Genomic DNA, 19,074 nt, shown 5'->3' with positions numbered 1-19,074 from the left:
CCCGGGTGGACCCAGGCCGTTGGTTTGAGCCCGGAGCTCCTGTGGCAGCGCCCCGCACCGGGGGCCAGGATGGAGGCCCGAGCGACCCCGGCCCCGATCGGAGTGCGATGAGCGAGCAGCACAACCTGGTCCTGCTGACCTTCCCCGACACCACCACCTGGCGCTACGCCCTCGACGGCGCCCAGCACCTGCCGGGGCTGCGGATGGCGGCGGCGCTGGAGCGCAGCGCCGACGGCGTGCTGGAGATCAAGGACACCTTCACCCGGGGTGCGGGCGTGGCCACCGTCGGCTCGGGGCTGCTGGGCGGGCTGGTGGGGCTGCTCGGCGGGCCGGTCGGGGTGCTGCTGGGGTTCGCGGCGGGGGCGGCGCTGGGCAACGCGGCCGAGGAGCACCTCGCCACCGAGGCCGGTGCCGCGCTGATCGTGCTCTCGCCGCGGGTGCCGGACGGCGGGGCGATGCTCGCCCTGGAGGTGCGGGAGGCCTCGCCCGGGCCGGCCGACGAGCTCGCCGCCCAGTACGGGGCGTCGGTCGAGCGGATCGACGAGCAGACGTTCACCGAGCAGGTCCGGGCGGCGGAGAAGAAGGCCGAGGAGGACAGGACCGGCACCGGGGAGGAGTCCTGAGGCTCGGGGGCCGTCGGGCGGCCGTGGGCGTCATCCTTCCGACGTAGTCGCCCGGTGTACCGGCTGCCGCCGTTCGCGGGGCTGTCCCCGCCGGCGACGGGCCGCCACAATGTCCCGGTGATCGACGTGATCAACCACCCCGCGGCGCAACGCCTGCGCACCGCGGCGGCCCGGCTGGGCGGCGGCCCGGGCGCGGCGCCGCCGCCCCGGCCGACCCGCCGCGGCCAGGCCTTCGACCTGGCCCTGACCCTGCTCCTCTGCGTCACCGTCGCCCGCTACGCCGAGGTCGCGGCGAACCTGGACGGCGTCGGCTGGAACCCGCTGTTACGGCTGGCACCGGCCTTCCCGCTGCCGCTGGTGCTGCGCCGGCGCCACCCGCTGGCGGTGCTGTGGTCGGTGCTGCCGGGCGCGCTGCTGCTCCGGACCCAGCACGGGGACCTCGCCTACTGGGCGGGCGTGGTGGTGATCGTCGCCGCCTACGGCGCGGCCGCGTACGGGCGCCGCCCGGTGGCCGTGCTGTCGAGCCTGGCGGCCGCCACCGTGACCCTGGTGGTGGTGTTCGACGACGCCTATCTGCCGCACCTCCAGCGGTCGGTGGTCGCCGTGCTGGTCCTGGTCCCGGTGTTCGCGGTGGCCTACGAACTGCGGATGTGGCGCGGCCGGGTGGCGGAGGGGCGGGCCCGGGTGTCCGCGCTGGAGCGGGAGCGGTCGGCCGCGCTCCAGCGCGCGGTGGAACTGGAACGCGCGCGCATCGCACGGGAGTTGCACGACGTGGTGACCCACAACGTGAGCATGATGACGATCCAGGCCGGGGCCGCCCGCAAGATCCTGGACACCGCCCCGGACCGGGCCCGCGAGGCGATGGCCGCGGTGGAGGCGGGCGGGCGCGCGGCGATGACCGAACTGCGGCACGTGATGGGCCTGTTGACCATCGACGCGGGCCCGGGCGAGGATCCGGCGGCGGCCGCCGACCTCAGCCCGCAGCCCGGCCTGGACCGACTGGACGCCCTGGTCGAGGGCGTCCGGCGGGCCGGACCGGGCGTGCGGCTGACCGTGCGCGGGGAGCGCCGGCCCGTCCCGCCCGGGGTCGGGCTCGCCGCCTACCGGGTCGTCCAGGAGGCGCTCACCAACACCGTCAAGCACGCGGGCGGCGCCGACGCCGCGGTGACGGTCGACTACGCCCCCGACCACCTGCGGGTGGAGGTCACCGACACCGGCGGCCGCCCCACCGGCGCCGTCGCCACCGGCGCCGTCGCCACCGGCGACGGGCGCGGCCTGCTCGGGCTGCGCGAACGTCTCGCCGTCTACGGCGGGACCCTGCAGACCGGCCCCCGGCCGGGCGGCGGCTACCGCGTCACGGCCTCGATACCGCTGGAGAGTCGGGAGAGTTCGGGGAGTTGGGAGAGTTGATGACCGTGGCCGACGAGCCGCCGATCCGGGTGGTGGTCGCCGACGACCAGGCGCTGGTGCGGATCGGCTTCCGACTGATCCTGGAGTCCGAAGGGATCGAGGTGGTGGCCGAGGCCGAGGACGGCGAGCAGGCCGTCGCCGCCGTCCGCCGGACCAGGCCCGACGTGGTGCTGATGGACATCCGGATGCCCGGCCTGGACGGACTGGAGGCCACCCGACGGATCCTCGCGGACCCGTCGACCCGGCCGCCCCGGATCATCATGCTGACCACCTTCGACCTGGACCACTACGTCTACGCGGCGATGGCCGCCGGGGCCAGCGGCTTCCTGCTCAAGGACGTCACCCCGGAGCACCTGGCCGCCGCCGTCCGGCTGGTCCGCACCGGTGACGCGCTGCTCGCCCCGGCGATCACCCGCCGTCTGGTCGAGCGCTTCGCCCGCCCGGCCGTCCCGGCCGCGGCCGCCCCGCACCGCGAACTGGCCACCCTCACCCCGCGCGAGCTGGAGGTGACGACGCTGCTCGCCCGCGGCCTCAGCAACGCCGAGCTGGCCGCCCGGCTGCAGCTCTCCGAGGCGACGGTGAAGACCCATGTGGCCCGGATCCTGGGCAAGTTGGGGCTGCGGGACCGGGCCCAGGTGGTGGTCGCGGCGTACGAGACCGGACTGGTCAGCGTGGGCGCACCCGTACCTGCACCCGCACCTGCGCCCTCGCCCGCACCCGGTCCGCGCTGACACACGACGGGAGCCCGGGGGCAAAGGCCCCCGGGCTCCCGGCCACCGCAGTGCTACACCAGGTCGAAGCGGTCCGCGTTCATGACCTTGACCCAGGCCGCGACGAAGTCCTCGACGAACTTCTCCTTGGCGTCGTCGGCCGCGTACACCTCGGCGACGGCGCGCAGTTCGGAGTTCGAGCCGAAGACCAGGTCGGCCCGGGTGCCGGTCCACCTGACCTTGCCGGCCGCGTCCCGGCCCTCGAAGGTGTGGGCGTCCTCCGAGGTGGACGTCCAACTGGTGCCCAGGTCCAGCAGGTTGACGAAGAAGTCGTTCGTCAGCACGCCCGGGGTCTCGGTCAGCACACCGTGCGCGGACTGCTGGTGGTTGGCACCCAGCACACGCAACCCACCGACCAGCACGGTCAGTTCGGGCGCGCTGAGGCCCAGCAGGTTCGCCTTGTCGAGCAGCAGGAACTCGGCCGGCAGCCGGTTGCCCTTGCCGACCCAGTTGCGGAAGCCGTCCGCCTTGGGCTCCAGCGCGGCGAAGGACTCGGTGTCGGTCAGCTCCTGCGGCGCGTCCACCCGGCCGGGCGCGAACGGCACCTCGACGGCCAGCCCGGCCGCCTTGGCCGCCTGCTCGACGCCGACGCCGCCGGCCAGCACCACCAGGTCCGCCAGCGAGACCTGCTTGTCACCGGCCTGCGCGTTGAACTCCCGCTGCACGCCCTCCAGCGCCCGCAGCACCCCGGCCAGCCGGTCCGGCTCGTTGACCTCCCAGCCGGCCTGCGGCTGCAGCCGGATCCGGCCGCCGTTGGCACCGCCGCGCTTGTCGCTGCCGCGGAAGGAGGAGGCCGCGGCCCAGGCCGCGGAGACCAGCTCGGAGACCGACAGCCCGGTCGCGGCGATCCGCCGCTTGAGGTCCGCGACGTCCGCGACCCCGACCGGCTGGTACGAGACGGCCGGCAGCGGGTCCTGCCAGAGCAGGTGCTCGCTCGGGACCTCCGGGCCGCGGTAGCGCACCACCGGGCCCATGTCACGGTGGGTGAGCTTGTACCAGGCACGGGCGAAGGCGTCCGCGAACTCCGCCGGGTTCTCCAGGAAGCGGCGGGAGATCGGCTCGTACACCGGGTCGAAGCGCAGCGACAGGTCGGTGGTGAGCATGATCGGGGTGTGCCGCTTGGCCGGGTCGTGGGCGTCCGGCACGGTGCCCTCGCCGGCGCCGTCCTTCGGCTTCCACTGGTGGGCGCCGGCCGGGGACTTCGTGAGCTCCCACTCGTAGCCGAACAGCGTCTCGAAGAAGCTGTTGTCCCAGGTGATCGGGGTGGCGGTCCAGATGCCCTCCAGGCCGCTGGTGATCGCGTCACCGCCGACACCGGTGCCGTAGGCGCTCTTCCAACCGAGGCCCTGCTGCTCCATCGGCGCGTCCTCCGGGTCCGGGCCGACGTTGTCCGCCGGGCCGGCGCCGTGGGTCTTGCCGAAGGTGTGGCCGCCGGCGATCAGCGCGACGGTCTCCTCGTCGTTCATCGCCATCCGGTAGAAGGTCTCGCGGATGTCGCGGGCGGCGGCGATCGGGTCCGGGTTGCCGTTGGGGCCCTCCGGGTTGACGTAGATCAGGCCCATCTGCACGGCGGCCAGCGGGCTCTCCAGCTCGCGGTCGCCGGTGTAGCGCTCGTCGCCGAGCCAGGTGGTCTCCGGGCCCCAGTAGACGTCCTCGTCCGGCTCCCACTCGTCGACCCGGCCGCCGCCGAAGCCGAAGGTCTCGAAGCCCATGCCCTCCAGGGCGACGTTGCCGGTCAGCACGATCAGGTCGGCCCAGGACAGGCTGCGGCCGTACTTCTTCTTGACCGGCCAGAGCAGGCGGCGGGCCTTGTCCAGGCTGGCGTTGTCCGGCCAGCTGTTCAGCGGGGCGAAGCGCTGCTGGCCGCCGCCGGCGCCGCCGCGGCCGTCACTGATCCGGTAGGTGCCGGCGCTGTGCCAGGCCATCCGGATCATGAACGGGCCGTAGTAGCCGAAGTCGGCCGGCCACCAGGGCTGCGAGGTGGTGAGCACCTCCTGGATGTCCCGCTTCACGGCCGCGAGGTCGAGGGCGTCGAAGGCCGCGGCGTAGTCGAAGTCCGCGCCGAGCGGGTTGGCCACGGCGGGGTTCTTGGCGAGGATCTTCAGGTTCAGCCGCTCCGGCCACCACTGGCGGTTCCCGCCGCCCTGGGTGGGGTGAAGCGCGCGCCCGTGGTTGACCGGGCAGCCGCCCGCGCTCGCCTCTACGCCGGTTGCATCGTGGATCTCAGACATGGGAATCCTTCCCTACAAGGCGGATCACGGTGTCTCTACTGCTACCTACGGCATCTACATGCTGTTACTGGTGCCACTGCTGCTGTCTGGAACTACCGCTACCCAGGCTAGCGCCGGAGCCGATCCTACGATGGACGAAATCCAAGTCAAGAAAGACACCAAGTCCATATCCGATCGGGATCCGGAAGCCCCCGGATGTGAATTGCTAAACTCCGGTCTTCCCCTTGACCTGAATAGGTGAACCGTATGAGTGACCTGCTGGAGCGGCTGCGCGAGCGCGGCTGGCGCCTCACCTCCCAGCGGCGCGTCGTGGCCGAGGTCCTGGACGGCGAGCACGTGCACCTGACCGCCGACGAGGTGCACGCCCGCGCGGCCGAGCGCCTCCCGGAGATCTCCCGCGCGACGGTCTACAACACCCTCGGCGAGCTGGTCACCCTCGGCGAGGTTATCGAGGTCTCCACCGACGGGCGCGCCAAACGCTACGACCCCAACGCCCACCACCCGCACCAGCACCTGATCTGCACCGGCTGCGGCGCCATCCGCGACGTCCACCCGCTCGGCGACCCGCTCACCGACCTCCCGGCCGACCAGCGCTTCGGCTTCGCGCTCTCGGGCGCCGAGGTCACCTACCGGGGGCTCTGCCCGGTCTGCGCGGGCTGACCGCTCCGGCACCAGGGGAATCGTTCCGGCTGCCCGGGCCCTCGCTTCAGCCGGCCGGGCCGTCGGTCCAGCGAACCGGGCCGTCGGTTCAGCCGGCCGGACCGTCCTGCCAGCGGACCGGCAGGCTCTTGAGCCCGTTCTGGAAGTTGGACACCAGCCGCTGCGGCCGCCGCTCCGGGTCGAGCGCGAGGCCCGGGAGGCGCTCCAGCAGATGACGCAGGGCGGACCGCAGCTGCAGCCGCGCGAGTTGGGCGCCCACGCAGAAGTGCGGGCCGTAGCCGAAGCTCACGTGGTCGTTCGACGTGCGGGAGACGTCGAAGCGGTCCGGCTCGGGGAACACGGCCTCGTCGCGGTTGGCGGAGGCGTGGTACACCACCACCTTTTCGCCCGCGCGGATCGACTGCCCGGCGAGCTCCGTGTCCCGGGTCGCGGTGCGCCGGAAGTGCACCACGGGCGGCCAGCAGCGGAGCATCTCCTCCACCGCCGACGGGATCAACTCCGGCCGCCCGCACAGCAGTCGGTACTGATCGGGATGACTGAGCAGGGTGTGCAGGCCGCCCGGCAGACCGTTGCGCACGGTCTCGTTCCCGGCGACGGCGAAGAGGAAGAACATGGTCTCGAACTCCTCGACCGTCAGGCCCGCCCCGAGCGTCCGGGCCAGCACACCGCCCGGGTCGGGCCGGGCGGCGAGGGCGTGCGCGTAGGCGAACATGTCGGCGAGCGCGGCTCGGGAGCGCGGATCGACCGGACGGCCGTCCGGGGTGGTCCGGGCGGTCGGACGGTGCGCGAGGGCGAGGCGGCCGACGTCGGTCAGCGCGGCCGGGTCGACCGTACTGGCGAAGGCGTAGTCGGCGTCCTGGTAGCCGATCACCCGGTTCGCCCAGTCCAGCAGCAGCCCCCGGTCCTGCTCGGGCACCCCCATCACCCGGGCCAGGGTCCACACCGGCAGGTCGGCGGCGATCGCCGTGAAGTCGGCGGCGCCGTCCGGCCGGACGGCCTCGACCAGCTCCCGGGCCCGGCCGTCGACCGCCTCCGCCAGCTCCGCCAGGGCGCGCGGGGTGAACGCCGCGGCCACGATGCGGCGCAGCCGGGCGTGGTCCGGCGGGTCCTGGTTGAGCATCATCGTGCGGACGAAGTCCAGGTCGGCCGGGGTGCCCGGGTCCCGGATCTGGGTCCCGCCGAGGTGCGAGGAGAACAGGTCGGGGCTGCGCAGCACCTGCTTCACGTCCGCGTGCCGCAGCACCGCCCAGTAGCCGACCCCGGACGGCCAGTCCCCCACCGCCGGCTCCTCCACCCAGCAGACCGGCGCCTGCGCCCGCAGCTCGCGGAACAGCTCGTACGGCACGCCGTCGGCGTACGTCTCGGGCCGGAAGATCCGGTTCACCCGCGCCTGGTCGACACCCATGGGGCCCGACCGTACGCCGCGACCCGGCGGTCCGCCAGAGTCCGGTCGGGCGCGTTCGCGGGCTCGTTCGCGGGCTCGCTCGCGGGCTCGTTCGCGGGCTCGTTCGCGGTGGTTTGTCGCGGATGCTCCCGTACCGCCCCGGGATCCCGTAGGGTCGGCCAATGGCGAAGTACTTCGACGTGCACCCCGAGTCCCCCCAACCGCGCACCATCAGCACCGTGGCCGACAGCGTCCGGTCCGGCGCCCTGATCGCGTACCCCACCGACTCCTGTTTCGCCCTCGGCTGCCGCCTGGACAACCACGACGGGCTGGAACGGATCCGGTCGATCCGACGCCTCGACGACCGCCACCACTTCACCCTGATGTGCCAGGACTTCGCCCAGCTGGGGCAGTTCGTCCAACTCGACAACTACGTCTTCCGGGCGGTCAAGGCCGCGACGCCGGGCAGCTACACCTTCATCCTCCCGGCCACCAAGGAGGTGCCGCGCCGGCTGCTGCACCCCAAGAAGAAGACCGTCGGGGTCCGGATCCCCGACCACGTCGTCACCCGGGCCCTGCTCGCGGAACTCGGCGAACCGCTGGTCTCCAGCACCCTGATCCTCCCCGGCGAGGAGGAGCCGATGACCCAGGGGTGGGAGATCAAGGAACGGCTGGACCACGCGCTGGACGCCGTGCTGGACTCGGGCGACTGCGGCACCGAGCCGACCACCGTCATCGACTTCTCGGGCGGCGAGGCGGAGATCGTCCGCCGCGGGGCGGGGGACCCGGCGCGCTTCGAGTGACGGTGCGGCGGCCCGGGGAGGGCCCGGGCCGCCCTCAGGCCGGATTCGAACGCGGAAGCGGCGCCAGGGGGTTGCCGTTTCACCGCCGTCGGGCCAGTTTGATGGCGAGCAGGACCACAGCGAGCGCGAACGGGGGTCGCGCCGGGCCGTGGATCATGTCGTCAGAATGTCATGGACGGTGATGAGTTGTTCGAGTTGGGTAGGGTCGTCGACCCGCAGGATGGCAGACTCCACGGCGAGTTGGAGGCCGGGGCCGCGCAACCAGTCCACGAAGGCCTGATACGGGGCACTCTGCTTGTCCCAGAAGGCGTTCTGCGGTTCGAGGCCGCAGCTCACGGTGAACTCGTACAGGCGCTCCACGGCCACCGGGGCGACGAGGAGTTCCCATTCTGCTAGCCGGCCGGTGAAGGCGGCCGGGGCCCGATCTCCTGCTGCCGCGAGGGTGCAGAGCACGGCCTCGGCGTCCCACCACTCGTCGGCGTTGTGCAGGACGTCCACCCAGAGGGCGTCCAGGAGTCGCTGCAGGTAGCCGGCCTCCGGCCACTCCTGCCAGCCCGCCCGGGCGAGCTTGTTGCCGACCGACTCCAGGTCGGGGACGGTGAGTTCAGTGGTCAGCGCGAGCTGGAGGATGCGCGGGGCGAAGTAGCGGAAGTCGGCGGGCGAACCGACGGTGTTGAGGACGGAGGTCGCGTAGTACGTCAGCTCGTCGGCGGTGAGCCGCTCGCGCGGTGTGTGGAGCAGCACGCTCAGTTCGGCGGGCCGGGTGCAGCAGGGGCAGGCGTCGAGGGCGGTCGGGCGCGGGGCCGCGGCAAAGGCGGCGGGGAGGCCGCGGATGAGGTGCTGCAGTGGGGTGCCGTCCGTCATGGACGCCATTCAACACGCCGGGCGGGCTCGTTCAGCAGCTGGCCGCCCGGGACAGCGGTAGGCGCAGGGCGTCGTCAACCGGGGGTTCCGGGGGACCACCCTTGCGGGCGGGAATCCGGGGTGTGGTGGGGAACAGATGCGATCACGGCGTGGTTGGGGCTGGGCGACGGACCGTGCGGCACTCGTGAAGGGCTTTCCCATGAAGATCGGCATTATCGGTGCGGGCAACATCGGCGGCAACCTGACGCGGCGGCTCACCGCACTGGGGCACGAGGTCTCGGTGGCGAACTCCCGCGGACCGGAGTCGCTGCGGGCACTGGCGGAGGAGACGGGCGCGACGGCGGTGCCGGCCACCGAGGCGGCCAAGGGTGCGCAGGTCGTGGTGGTGACGGTGCCGTTGAAGAACGTGCCGGACCTGCCGAAGGGGCTGTTCGACGGCGCCGCCGACGGGCTGGTGGTGATCGACACCGGCAACTACTACCCGAAGGAGCGCGACGGCCGGATCGACGCGATCGAGGACGACGGGCTGACGGAGAGCCGCTGGACGGAGCAGCACATCGGCCACCAGGTGGTGAAGGTGTTCAACGGCACCTACGCGCAGGACCTGTTGGACCGGCCGCTGCCGGCCGGCGCCCCGGGGCGGCTGGCGGTGCCGGTCGCCTCCGACGACGAGGCGGCGAAGCGGGTGGTGCGCGCCCTGGTGGACGAGTTGGGCTTCGACACCGTGGACGCGGGCGGCATCGACGACTCCTGGCGCCAGCAGCCGGCCACGCCGGTGTACGGGCTGCGGGCCGGGGTGGAGGCGGTGACCCGGGCGCTCGCGGAGGCCTCCCCGGAGCGCCCGGCGGCCCACCGGGCCTGACGGATCACCGCAGTCGGCGCGCCCCTTCGGCCGGTACGGCGGTGAGGGTGCGCGGCTCGGTGTGACCGGCGGCGCGGAAGGCGGCGGTCACGGCGGCGGCGACGGGCTCGGCCGCGTCGGCGTCCACCAGGGCGATGACGGAGCCGCCGAAGCCGCCGCCGGTCATCCGGGCGCCGTGGGCACCGGCGGCCAGGGCGGCGTCGACGGCGAGGTCGGTCTCCGGGCAGGAGACCCGGTAGTCGTCGCGCAGCGAGGCGTGCCCGGCGGTGAGGATCGGGCCGAGCGCGGCGAGGTCGCCGGCGTCGAGTGCGGCGACGGCGGCCTCGACGCGCGCGTTCTCGCTCACCACGTGCCGCACCAACGGCCGGAGGTCGTCCGGGAGTCGCTCCAGTGCGGCGGGCAGGCCGGCGGCGGGCAGCGAGCGCAGCGCGGGCAGCCCGAGCAGCGCGGCGGCCTTCTCGCAGCCGGCCCGCAGCGCGGCGTAGGCGCCGTCGCCCAGGTCGTGCTTGACCCGGGTGTCCAGGACGAGCAGTGCCAGCCCCGCCGCCCCGAGGTCGACCGGCACCTGGCGCACCGCCAGATCGCGACTGTCCAGGAAGAGCGCGGCACCGGGGCGGCAGCACATCGAGGCCATCTGGTCCATGATCCCGCAGGGCACCCCGACGAAGGCGTTCTCGGCCCGCTGGGCCAGCAGCGCCAGTTCGGGGGCCGACAGGCCCAGCCGGTACAGGTCGTCGTACGCGGCCGCGACCGCGCACTCCAGCGCGGCGGAGGAGGACAGCCCGGCGCCGCTGGGCACGTCGCTGTCCAGCCGGATGTCCGCCCCGCCGACCGGGTGCCCGGCGTCGCGCAGCGCCCACACCACACCGGCCGGGTAGCCGGCCCAGCCGGCGACCGAACCGGGCGCGAGCTCGTCGACCCGGAGCTCGGTCACCGGCCCGCCGCCCTGGGCGGACCACAGCCGCAGCAGCCCGTCCGTCCGCCGGGCGGCCTGCACCCGGGTGGTCTGCGGCAGGGCGATCGGCAGCACGAACCCGAGGTTGTAGTCGGTGTGTTCGCCGATTAGGTTCACCCGCCCGGGGGCGGCCCACTCCCCCTCCGGCGCGCGGTGGTAGAGCTCCGTGAACGTGCTCATGAGGCGACCTCCCGCAGCCGGCGGGCCGCGTCCTCGGGGGTGACGTCGTTGACGAAGGCGTCCATGCCGGATTCCACACCGGCCAGGTACTTCAGCTTGTCGGCGGTGCGGCGGATGGTGAACAGCTCCAGGTGCAGGGCGAGTTCGTCGCGCCGGCCGGCGGGGGCCTGGTGCCAGGCGGAGATGTACGGGGTGCGGCCGGGTGCCTCGGGAGTGCCGAAGAGGCGGTCGAAGCGGCGCAGCAACTCCAGGTAGAGGCCGGGGAGTTCGTCGCGCTGGGCGGGGTCCAGGGCGGTCAGGTCGGGCACCCGGCGGTGCGGGAAGAGGTGGACCTCGTACGGCCAGCGGGCGGCGAAGGGGACGAAGGCGGTCCAGTGCCGCCCGGCGAGCACCACCCGTTCGCCGTGGGCGCGTTCGGCGGCGAGCAGGTCGTCGAAGAGGTTGCGGTCGGTGGCGGCGCGGTGTTCGGCGGCGCGGTCGACCATCCGGGCGGTGCGCGGGGTGGTGAAGGGGAAGGCGTAGATCTGGCCGTGCGGGTGGGCGAGGGTGACGCCGATCTCGGCGCCGCGGTTCTCGAAGCAGTAGACCTGCTGCACGCCGGGCAGGGCGGAGAGTTCGGCGGTGCGGTCGGTCCAGGCGTCGAGGACCAGACGGGCGCGTTCCGGGGTGAGGTCGGCGAAGGAGGCGTCGTGGTCGGCGGTGAAGCAGACCACCTCGCAGCGTCCGGCGCCGGGGCCGCTGGTCCACAGGCCGTCGGCGTCCCCGGTGAGCGGGGCCGGTGGTCCGGCGAGCGAGGGGAAGCGGTTCTCGAAGACGGCCACCTGGTAGTCGGCGGCCGGGATCTCGCTCAGCCGGCCGTCGCGGGAGGGGCAGAGCGGGCACTCCTCGGCCGGGGGCCGGTAGGTGCGGGCCTGGCGGTGGGCGGCGACGGTGACCCAGGCGCCGGTGGCCGGGTCGAGCCGCACCTCGGGGCCGGCGGGACCGACCGCGCCGGAGGGATCGCCGGGGCGGGGGTCGAGCGGGCGCCGGTCGACGGTGTCCCGGGGGACGGCCGCGCCGCTGTCGTAGTAGATGAGCTGGCGTCCGTCCGCGAGGGTGGTCGCGGTCCGGGCGGTGGGCTGGGTCAGGGTCGTCCCGGCCATGGCCTTCTTTCCTCTGCGTGGCGTGGCGTGGCGAGCGTGGTGGCTGTATGACGCCAGGGGGAACAACGGAAAGCTAGAATCAACAGAAAGCTACAATCTCAAACATTATCCATCAGAACCACGCCTCGAAAGTGGTCGAAGGAGGCCCCCGATGGCTGACAGCGCCCAACCGCTCGCCGGACAGCGCCGCGTGCTGATCCTGGAGCAGGTCCGCGCCCGCGGCGGGGTCCGGGTGACGGAGCTGGTCCGGGACCTGGGCGTGTCCGACATGACCGTCCGCCGTGACCTCGACGCGCTGGCCCGCCGCGGCCTGGTGCAGAAGGTGCACGGCGGCGCGGTGCGGATCGAGGCGCCGGCCAGCGGCGAGCCCGGGTTCGAGACCAAGGCGCACTGGGAGCTGCCCGCCAAGGAGGCGATCGCCCGGGCGGCGGCCGCCCTGGTGCCGCCCGGCTCGGCGGTCGGGCTGGCCGCCGGGACGACCACCTACGCGGTCGCCCGGCACCTGCGCGCCGTCGAGGGCCTCACCGTGGTCACCAACTCGCTGCGGATCGCCGAGCTGCTGGAGCAGCCCGACGAGGACGGCACGCCCGCCACCGCCACGGTGATCCGCACCGGCGGCGTCCGGACGCCCTCGGACGCACTGGTCGGACCGGTGGCCGACCAGGCGATCCGCTCGCTGCACGTCAACGTGCTGATCCTGGGCTGCCACGGCCTGTCCGCGGAGACCGGCCTGACCACCCCCAACCTGGCCGAGGCGGAGACCAACCGCTGCTTCATCCAGTCCGCGCGCCGGGTGGTCGTGGTGGCCGACCGGACCAAGTGGGACGCGGTCGGCCTGGCCTCCTTCGCCTCCCTGGACCAGCTGGACGTGCTGGTCACCGACGACGCCCTGCCCCCGGAGCAGCGGGAGGCGGCCGCCCGGCTGGTCGGCGAGCTGGTCGTCGCCGCCGAGGAGTGCTGACCGACGGAAGGGTGATGAGCGCGGCCGAGCAGCACCGACCTACGGAAGCCGTCAGCCCGAACTGGCCCGCACCACCAGCTCGGTGGGCAGTTCCAGGCCCGTCGTCGGCACCGCCTCGCCGTGCACCTGGCCGAGCAGCCGGGCCATCAGCCCCGCCGCGATCGCCCGCAGCGGCAGCCGGACCGAGGTCAGCGGCGGGTGCAGGTGCCGGCACAGCGGTGTGTCGTAGAACCCGGTGACCGCGACCCCGGCGGGCCCGACCGCCAGGCCCTCGGCCCGCACCGCCTCGTAGACGTCCAGCGCCAGAAGGTCGCTGCCCGTCGCGAAGGCGGTCGGCCGGTCCGGGCCGCGCAGCAGCTCCCGGACGGCCGCCGTGCCGGAACCGTCCGGCAGCGGCGCCGCCGACAGGCCCAGCCGCCGGGTCTCGGCGAGGAACCCCGCCCGGCGGGCCGCCATCCAGGGCAGCTCCTCGGTGGCGCCGAGGTAGCCGATCCGGCGGTGGCCGCGCGCCGCCAGGTGCCGCACCACCACCGCCATCGCCGTGTCGTTGGCGATGTCCGCCCAGTGCTGCGGCTCCTCCGGTCCGGTCCGCCCGAAGCTGGCGAACGGGACGCCGAGCCGGGCCACGTGGGCGATCCGCGGGTCGTCGGTCAGCACGTCCGCCAGCACCAGTCCGTCGACCTGACGCGCCGCGACCAGCTCGTCGATGGCCGCGACCGGGTCCGCCGCGGGCGGGGCGGGCCGGAACAGCAGCACCCGCTGGCCCCGCTCCCCCGCCGCGTCGACCAGGGCCTCCAGGAAGCCGGCCATCAGCGGGTTGGGGTCCAGCGGGTCGTCCACCGGTGCCAGGTAGCCGATGGTGCGCCGGGCGCCGCTGCGCAGCGACCGGGCCGACTGGTCGGGCTGGTAGCCGAGTTCGCGGATCGCCGTGCTCACCCGCTCCAAGGTCTCGGTACGGACCCGGTGCGGGGCGTTGAGCACGTTGGAGACGGTCTGCCGGGAGACCCCGGCCGCGCGGGCGACCTCCTCGATGGTGGCGGCGCCGCTGCGCGACCGGCGCGGTCCCTCGGTCAATGCGGTCCTCCTGCACGGGTGACGGGCTGGTGCTGACGGGTGGCCACCGACGCGTCGGCCACGGACGGGGCGACCACCGGCGGCCCGGCTACCCGCGGCGCAGCGTGAGCAGCCCGCCGCGCGGCACCGGCACGGTGTCCGTCCGCCCGAGGTCGATCTCGTCCTGCCGGACGATACGCCCCCGGGCGTCCTGCACGGTGACGGCGGCCGTCCCGCTGCCGCCGGTCAGCCGGACGTCCGGGTCGGCGTTGGCGTTGGCGACCAGCAGCGTGCGCCAGTCGGCCGCCGAGGCGTCCACCGGCAGCGCCGCGTACCGGGCGACCGCGACCGTCCCCGCGCCGAGCGCGGTGACCAGCGGGTATCCGAGGTCGGGCCGGCTCGGGCGCAGTTCGCCGAGCTGCAGGGTGTCCAGGTGCTCACGGAAGACGCCCAGCCAGAAGGCGAGCGCCTCGCGCTGCCCGGGGTCCTGGGCGGCGAGGTCGACGGAGATCTGCGGCACCGAGAACAGCACGTTGATCAGGTGGCAGGCGATCTGCTCCGGCGGCTCGGCCGGGTGCCACATCAGCATGTCGGCGTGCACCGGCACCGGCCCGGCGGCCAGCCGCACGTCGACGGTGCGCTGCCGGTTCTCCTGCGGGCTGAGCGGGCAGTCGGTGGCGCGGATCATGGTGACGTACGGCCACAGGCCGGGGCTGACGTACGGCTGGCGGTGCTCGACCATCGCCTCCGGGTGGGCGGCGGTGATCCGGGCGCGGATGGCGGCGAGCAGCTTCTCCACGCCCTCGGCCACGCTCGCGCAGTCCGCCTCGGGGCCCGGCTGGGGGGCGTCCGCGCGCTCGGCGGCGCGGGCGAACCAGTCGACGAAGTCGACCTTGAGGCCGTCCATGCCCCACTCCTCGACCGCCCGGGCGAGCCGGCCGGTGAGGAACTCGCGGACCTCGGGGTAGCGCGGGTCGGCGACGATCGCGCCCATGTGGGCGGCGTCGGCGAGGACGTACCGGCCGATCTGCCGGAACGCGGCGCTGTCCTTGCCGATGAACGGCAGCGCGTACCAGAGCAGGTACTGGACGCCGAGGTCGTGGACGCGCTTGACGTGCTCGGCGGTGTCGGGCAGCGAGACGGGCTCCCAGTCGCCGCAGTGGGCGTAGCCGCGGGTGCGGTCGGCGGTCATCCAGCCGTCGTCGACGATGATCACGTCCAGGCCGAGGTCCTTGCCGAGCGCGGCCTGGGTCTCGATCCGCTCAGGCGAGACGCCCTGGTGCATCGAGTACCAGGTGGAGTAGGCGGGGCGGCGGGCGGCGTCCGGGATGACGGCGGTGCGGCCCTCGCCCCACCAGGCGGTGAGGTCGGCGAGGCAGCGGGCGTAGTGCCGGCCCGAGGTGTCGATGCGGACGGTGAGCCGGCCCTCGGCCTGGGCCCAGAACCGGAACTCGCCGGTCTCCTCGACCACTCCGGCGCCGGCCAGCACCTCGACCTGCTCGGCCGCGAAGGCGCAGAGCGCGGCGTCCCCGGTGCCGACCAGCGCGGCGATCGGGGCGCCGGCGGCGAGGCCGGTGCGGCGCGGGGCGCTCCAGGCGGCGGGCAGCCAGCCGGTGCCGCGCGGTTCCGGGGTCCAGAAGGAGGTGGCGTCCACGCAGGGCACCCGCCATTCGATCCGGACGGCGGCCGGGCCCTCGGCGGTCACCTCGACCACGCCGTCGGCGAGTTGGCGGGCGCTGGCGGTGCCGCTCACCCGCAGGTCCAGGCCCTGGGCGGGCAGTGGGCGCAGGGTTCCGGCGGCGGGGGCGTGCGGCTCCCAGAGGTCGGGCTCGGGGGAAGCCGTTCCGGTCTGCCGGGTCGGCCCGGTCGTCTCGGTCATGCGGCTCAGCCTTTCGTGGCGCCGGCCAACAGGCCGGAGATGAACTGCCGTTGGAGGACCAGGAAGAGGACCATCAGCGGCAGGGTGGACAGCGCGGTGCCGGAGAGGATCGCGCCGTAGTCGGTGGTGGCCTGGTTGCCGTACAGGGTCGCCAGGGCGACCGGGAGGGTGTGCATGTCCGGGCTGCGCAGGGCGATCAGCGGCCAGACGAACTGGTTCCAGGAGCCCAGGAAGAGGAAGATCGAGAGCGCGGCGAGCACCGGCCGCATCACCGGGACGACGACGCTCCACAGCACCCGGAACTCGCCCGCGCCGTCCACCCGTGCGGCGTCCAGGAGTTCGTCGGGCAGACTGCTCAGCGACTGGCGCATCAGGAAGATCGCGAAGGGCACGCACAGGCCGGGCAGGATGATCGCCTGGTAGGAGTCGAGCAGACCGAAGCTCATCATCATCTTGAACAGCGGTACCAGCATGACCTGTTCGGGCACCACGAGGGTGGAGAGCAGCAGCGCGAACAGCAGGGTGCGGCCGCGGAAGCGGAACTTGGCGAAGGCGTAGCCGGCCAGCAGCGCGACCACCAGGGCGCCGGCGGTCTGGATCCCGGCCACCAGCAGGGAGTTGCCGAGCACCCGGAGCAACCCGATCCGCTGGTCCAGCCGGTGCAGGTTCTCGCCGAGGCCGCCGCCGGGCAGCAGGTGCGGCGGCCAGTCGAAGATCTCGGTGTCCTTGCGGGTGATGGAGATCAGCAGCCAGTAGAAGGGAGCGATGGAGAGGCCGGTGAGGCCGGCCAGGAGGAAGGTGAGCGGCCAGCCGCGGAGCTTCCTCAGCCGCCCGGGTCCTTGTCGGTTCATCGGTCCTTCTCCCCCATCAGGCGCATCTGGACCGCGCCGAGCACGGCCACCAGCAGGGTGAGCGCGTAGGCGATGGCGGAGGCGTAGCCGAAGTCGAAGTAGCGGAAGCCGTTCTGGTACAGGTACATGGAGACGGTCAGGGTGGCGTTGTCCGGGCCGCCGCCGGTCAACACGTACGGCTCGTCGAAGAGTTGGAGGGTGCCGATGGTGGAGAGCACGACGGTGAACAGCAGCACCGGGCGCAGCGCGGGGACGGTGACGGCGGTGAAGCGGCGGACCGGTCCGGCGCCGTCGACCATCGCGGCCTCGTACAGCTCCTTGGGGATGGACTGCAGGCCGGCCAGGTAGATGACGGCGTTGTAGCCGGTGTAGTGCCAGGTCAGCACCAGGACGACGGACATCCGGGCCCAGAACGGCTGCCCCAGCCAGTCGACGGTGGGCAGGCCGACGGCGTTCAGCAGCCAGTTGACGGCGCCGTCGTCGCGCTTGAGCAGGAAGGCGAAGATCACGCCGGTGGCGACCAGGCCGGTGACGGCGGGCATGAAGACGCCCAGCCGCCAGACCGCCCGCCAGCGCACCAGCACGGAGTTGATGCCGACGGCCATCAGCAGCGCCAGGCCGAGCATCAGCGGGACCTGCACGACGAGGATCTCGCCGGTGTTGCGCAGCGCCGTCCAGAACAGCGGATCGTCCAGCAGGCGGCGGTAGTTGGCGAGGCCGGCGGCGCGGGTGGCGGTGCCGGAGCCGGTACTGAAGGAGAGCAGCAGCGACTCGACGATCGGGTAGGCCTTGAACACGCCGAAGGTGATCAGGGCCGGGGCGAGCAGCAGGTACGGCAGGGCGGTGCGGCGCAGCCGGGCCCGGCGGTGGGCGCGCTCGGCGCGTCCGGCGGGGCGGGCCGGCCCGGTGAGGACGGGGGGCGGGGCGGTGGCGGTCATGCGATGGTGCGTCCGCTCTGCTGGGCGAGCTGCTTGGCGGCGTCCTGGAGGACGGTGGCGGGGTCGCCGCCCTTGAGGAAGACCTTGGTCTGGGCGTCGCCGGCGAGCTTGAGGGCGCGGGCGTAGTCGCTGGAGAAGTTGGTCGGGTCGCCGCCGTCGGTGGCCAGTTCGGCGAAGGTCTTCAGCGGGGACTGGCCGCCGTAGTAGTCGCTGGGCTTGGCGTACATCGGGTCGGAGTAGGCGTCGAGCAGCGCGGGGAAGACGCCGCCGCCGTTGAACATGGCGTTCACCGAGGCGGGGCGGGTGAGCGCGTACTCGACGAACTTCCAGGCGGCGCGGCGGCGCGGGCTGGAGGCGGAGACCGTGAGGTGGGTGGAGTTCACCAGGGCGGTGCGCCGGCCGCCGGGGGTGACGGCCGGCGGCTTGGCGAGGCGCCAGTCGCCGCTCTGGTCGGGGAACTTGGCCTCCAGGTAGTGGGCCGCCCAGGCGGGCATCGGGGCGACGGCGAGCTTGCCGGCCTTCATCAGGGTGGCCCAGCCCTGGCTGCCCGGCGCGTCGGCGACCAGTCCGGCGTCGTCCAGGTGCTTGAGGATGGTCATGGCGCGGACGGCGGGCTCGGAGCCGAGGGTGATCCGGTTCTGGAGGTCGAAGTAGAAGGCGCCCTGGAGCTGCATCAGGTTCTGCACGAAGTCCAGGTCGGGGTCGGGGTTGGCGGCCTTGTTGATGCCGATCAGCGAGATGCCGGGGTTGGCGGCCTTGAAGCGGTCGGCGGTGGCGATCAGGTCGTCCCAGGTGGCGAAGGTGGTGGGGTCGAGGCCGGCCTTGTCGAAGTAGTCCTTGCGGTAGAAGAAGCCGAGCGGGTTGACCTCCCAGGGCAGCGCGTAGACGTGGCCGTCCTTGCCGGTGACGACCGGCCACAGGCCCTTGGCGAACTTGTCCTTGTGGGCGTCGGCGCCGAAGGCGGAGAGGTCGGCGAGGCCGCCGGGGAACTTCTCCAGGTAGCCGGGCAGGTAGTCGCAGCCGATGTGCAGGACGTCGCCGAGGCCCTGGCCGCCGGCCGCCAGACCGACGGTGATCTTGTCCCAGATGGCGGGGTTGCCGATGTCCTGGACGTCCACCTTGATGCCCGGGTTGTCCTTCTCGAAGGCCGGGACGACGGCGCGCAGCGCGGCGGCGGCCGTGGCCCAGGACCACACGGTGATCGTCCCGGTGTCGGCGTCCCCGCCGGAGCCGCCGCCCGATCCGGAGCCGCCGCAGGCCGCGAGGCTGCCGCCGGCCGCGAGGGCGAGCAGGCCGGCTCCGGAGGCGCGGAGCAGATCGCGACGGGAAAGGTGTGACATTGCATTCCTCCCGGTGGGGTGGCGCTGGGCAGGGACGAGCACGAGGGTGGGGGTCTGCTCGACGGTCGCGGGCGGGCCTGAGCGCGGGTTTGAACGTTCAAAACCACAAAACAAACCAGAACCAAACACATTCGCACGAGCGGGACACAGCAAACGCCCGCACTCCCC

Annotated in this window: 17 protein-coding genes; 7 read left to right on the top strand and 10 right to left on the bottom strand. The window is 73.5% G+C overall.

The features are described from left to right. Positions 1 to 107 precede the first annotated feature (107 nt). The 3 genes from ACIP4P_RS25625 to ACIP4P_RS25615 all read left to right on the top strand — a co-directional run bounded on the left by ACIP4P_RS25625 (position 108) and on the right by ACIP4P_RS25615 (position 2,764). Positions 108 to 623, top strand: a complete 516-nt coding sequence (locus tag ACIP4P_RS25625; protein WP_400922130.1) for a hypothetical protein — start codon at positions 108 to 110, stop codon at positions 621 to 623. Positions 624 to 740: 117 nt separating this feature from the next. Further along, positions 741 to 2,033, top strand: a complete 1,293-nt coding sequence (locus ACIP4P_RS25620) for a sensor histidine kinase (RefSeq protein ID WP_400922127.1) — start codon at positions 741 to 743, stop codon at positions 2,031 to 2,033. After that, positions 2,033 to 2,764 carry a response regulator gene (locus ACIP4P_RS25615; protein ID WP_400922125.1) on the top strand — a complete coding sequence of 244 codons (732 nt, stop codon included), beginning with the start codon at positions 2,033 to 2,035 and terminating at the stop codon, positions 2,762 to 2,764. The genes ACIP4P_RS25620 and ACIP4P_RS25615 overlap by 1 nt, the downstream gene beginning before the upstream one ends. A gap of 53 nt (positions 2,765 to 2,817) precedes the next feature. Here the strand turns inward: ACIP4P_RS25615 and katG are convergent, their stop codons facing one another. Further along, entirely contained in the window at positions 2,818 to 5,034 is a 2,217-nt protein-coding gene (gene katG / locus ACIP4P_RS25610; protein WP_350513949.1) for a catalase/peroxidase HPI, read from the bottom strand. Positions 5,035 to 5,280: 246 nt separating this feature from the next. Between katG and ACIP4P_RS25605 the strand changes: the two genes are divergently transcribed. Then, positions 5,281 to 5,694, top strand: coding sequence for a Fur family transcriptional regulator (locus ACIP4P_RS25605; RefSeq protein WP_400922121.1), 414 nt, complete (start codon positions 5,281 to 5,283; stop codon positions 5,692 to 5,694). 88 nt (positions 5,695 to 5,782) lie between these two features. On the opposite strand, the gene ACIP4P_RS25600 is transcribed toward ACIP4P_RS25605, so the two are convergent. Further along, positions 5,783 to 7,099, bottom strand: coding sequence for a cytochrome P450 (locus ACIP4P_RS25600; RefSeq protein ID WP_400922119.1), 1,317 nt, complete (start codon positions 7,097 to 7,099; stop codon positions 5,783 to 5,785). A gap of 161 nt (positions 7,100 to 7,260) precedes the next feature. On the opposite strand from ACIP4P_RS25600, the gene ACIP4P_RS25595 reads away from it, so the two are divergent. Continuing rightward, entirely contained in the window at positions 7,261 to 7,881 is a 621-nt protein-coding gene (locus tag ACIP4P_RS25595; protein WP_400922117.1) for an L-threonylcarbamoyladenylate synthase, read from the top strand. Positions 7,882 to 8,034: 153 nt separating this feature from the next. Here ACIP4P_RS25595 and ACIP4P_RS25590 read toward each other — a convergent pair whose 3' ends face one another. Then, positions 8,035 to 8,745, bottom strand: a complete 711-nt coding sequence (locus ACIP4P_RS25590; RefSeq protein ID WP_400922115.1) for a hypothetical protein — start codon at positions 8,743 to 8,745, stop codon at positions 8,035 to 8,037. 136 nt (positions 8,746 to 8,881) lie between these two features. On the opposite strand from ACIP4P_RS25590, the gene ACIP4P_RS25585 reads away from it, so the two are divergent. Then, a complete protein-coding gene (locus tag ACIP4P_RS25585) occupies positions 8,882 to 9,607 on the top strand; it encodes an NADPH-dependent F420 reductase (protein ID WP_400922113.1) in 726 nt (241 codons plus the stop codon). 4 nt (positions 9,608 to 9,611) lie between these two features. Here the strand turns inward: ACIP4P_RS25585 and galK are convergent, their stop codons facing one another. Both galK and galT read right to left on the bottom strand, forming a co-directional pair. Next, positions 9,612 to 10,742, bottom strand: coding sequence for a galactokinase (galK, locus tag ACIP4P_RS25580; protein ID WP_400922110.1), 1,131 nt, complete (start codon positions 10,740 to 10,742; stop codon positions 9,612 to 9,614). Next, the gene (gene galT, locus ACIP4P_RS25575) at positions 10,739 to 11,884 is read right to left on the bottom strand and encodes a galactose-1-phosphate uridylyltransferase (protein ID WP_400922108.1); all 1,146 of its coding nucleotides are present in this window, start codon (positions 11,882 to 11,884) and stop codon (positions 10,739 to 10,741) included. The genes galK and galT overlap by 4 nt, the downstream gene beginning before the upstream one ends. Positions 11,885 to 12,035: 151 nt before the next feature. Between galT and ACIP4P_RS25570 the strand changes: the two genes are divergently transcribed. Then, positions 12,036 to 12,845: a DeoR/GlpR family DNA-binding transcription regulator gene (locus ACIP4P_RS25570; RefSeq protein ID WP_400922105.1), complete on the top strand. Its 810-nt coding sequence runs from the start codon at positions 12,036 to 12,038 to the stop codon at positions 12,843 to 12,845. Positions 12,846 to 12,896: 51 nt separating this feature from the next. On the opposite strand, the gene ACIP4P_RS25565 is transcribed toward ACIP4P_RS25570, so the two are convergent. The 5 genes from ACIP4P_RS25565 to ACIP4P_RS25545 all read right to left on the bottom strand — a co-directional run bounded on the left by ACIP4P_RS25565 (position 12,897) and on the right by ACIP4P_RS25545 (position 18,906). Next, the gene (locus ACIP4P_RS25565; protein ID WP_400922104.1) at positions 12,897 to 13,919 is read right to left on the bottom strand and encodes a LacI family DNA-binding transcriptional regulator; all 1,023 of its coding nucleotides are present in this window, start codon (positions 13,917 to 13,919) and stop codon (positions 12,897 to 12,899) included. An 88-nt stretch (positions 13,920 to 14,007) separates the two neighbouring features. Next, complete coding sequence (locus ACIP4P_RS25560) at positions 14,008 to 15,777, bottom strand: glycoside hydrolase family 36 protein (protein ID WP_400922102.1); 1,770 nt, start codon at positions 15,775 to 15,777, stop codon at positions 14,008 to 14,010. 5 nt (positions 15,778 to 15,782) lie between these two features. Continuing rightward, the gene (locus ACIP4P_RS25555) at positions 15,783 to 16,628 is read right to left on the bottom strand and encodes a carbohydrate ABC transporter permease (protein WP_350513960.1); all 846 of its coding nucleotides are present in this window, start codon (positions 16,626 to 16,628) and stop codon (positions 15,783 to 15,785) included. Beyond that, on the bottom strand, positions 16,625 to 17,566 hold the full coding sequence (locus ACIP4P_RS25550; RefSeq protein ID WP_350513961.1) for a sugar ABC transporter permease: 942 nt from the start codon (positions 17,564 to 17,566) through the stop codon (positions 16,625 to 16,627). Before ACIP4P_RS25550 ends, ACIP4P_RS25555 begins: the two co-directional genes overlap by 4 nt. Continuing rightward, the gene (locus tag ACIP4P_RS25545; RefSeq protein WP_400922099.1) at positions 17,563 to 18,906 is read right to left on the bottom strand and encodes an ABC transporter substrate-binding protein; all 1,344 of its coding nucleotides are present in this window, start codon (positions 18,904 to 18,906) and stop codon (positions 17,563 to 17,565) included. The genes ACIP4P_RS25550 and ACIP4P_RS25545 overlap by 4 nt, the downstream gene beginning before the upstream one ends. Positions 18,907 to 19,074 lie beyond the last annotated feature (168 nt).

Source organism: Kitasatospora sp. NPDC089509 (assembly GCF_044749365.1).
Lineage (GTDB): Bacteria > Actinomycetota > Actinomycetes > Streptomycetales > Streptomycetaceae > Kitasatospora.
Note: the sequence above shows the minus strand (reverse complement) of the source record. Positions and strands in the feature narration are given on the sequence as shown.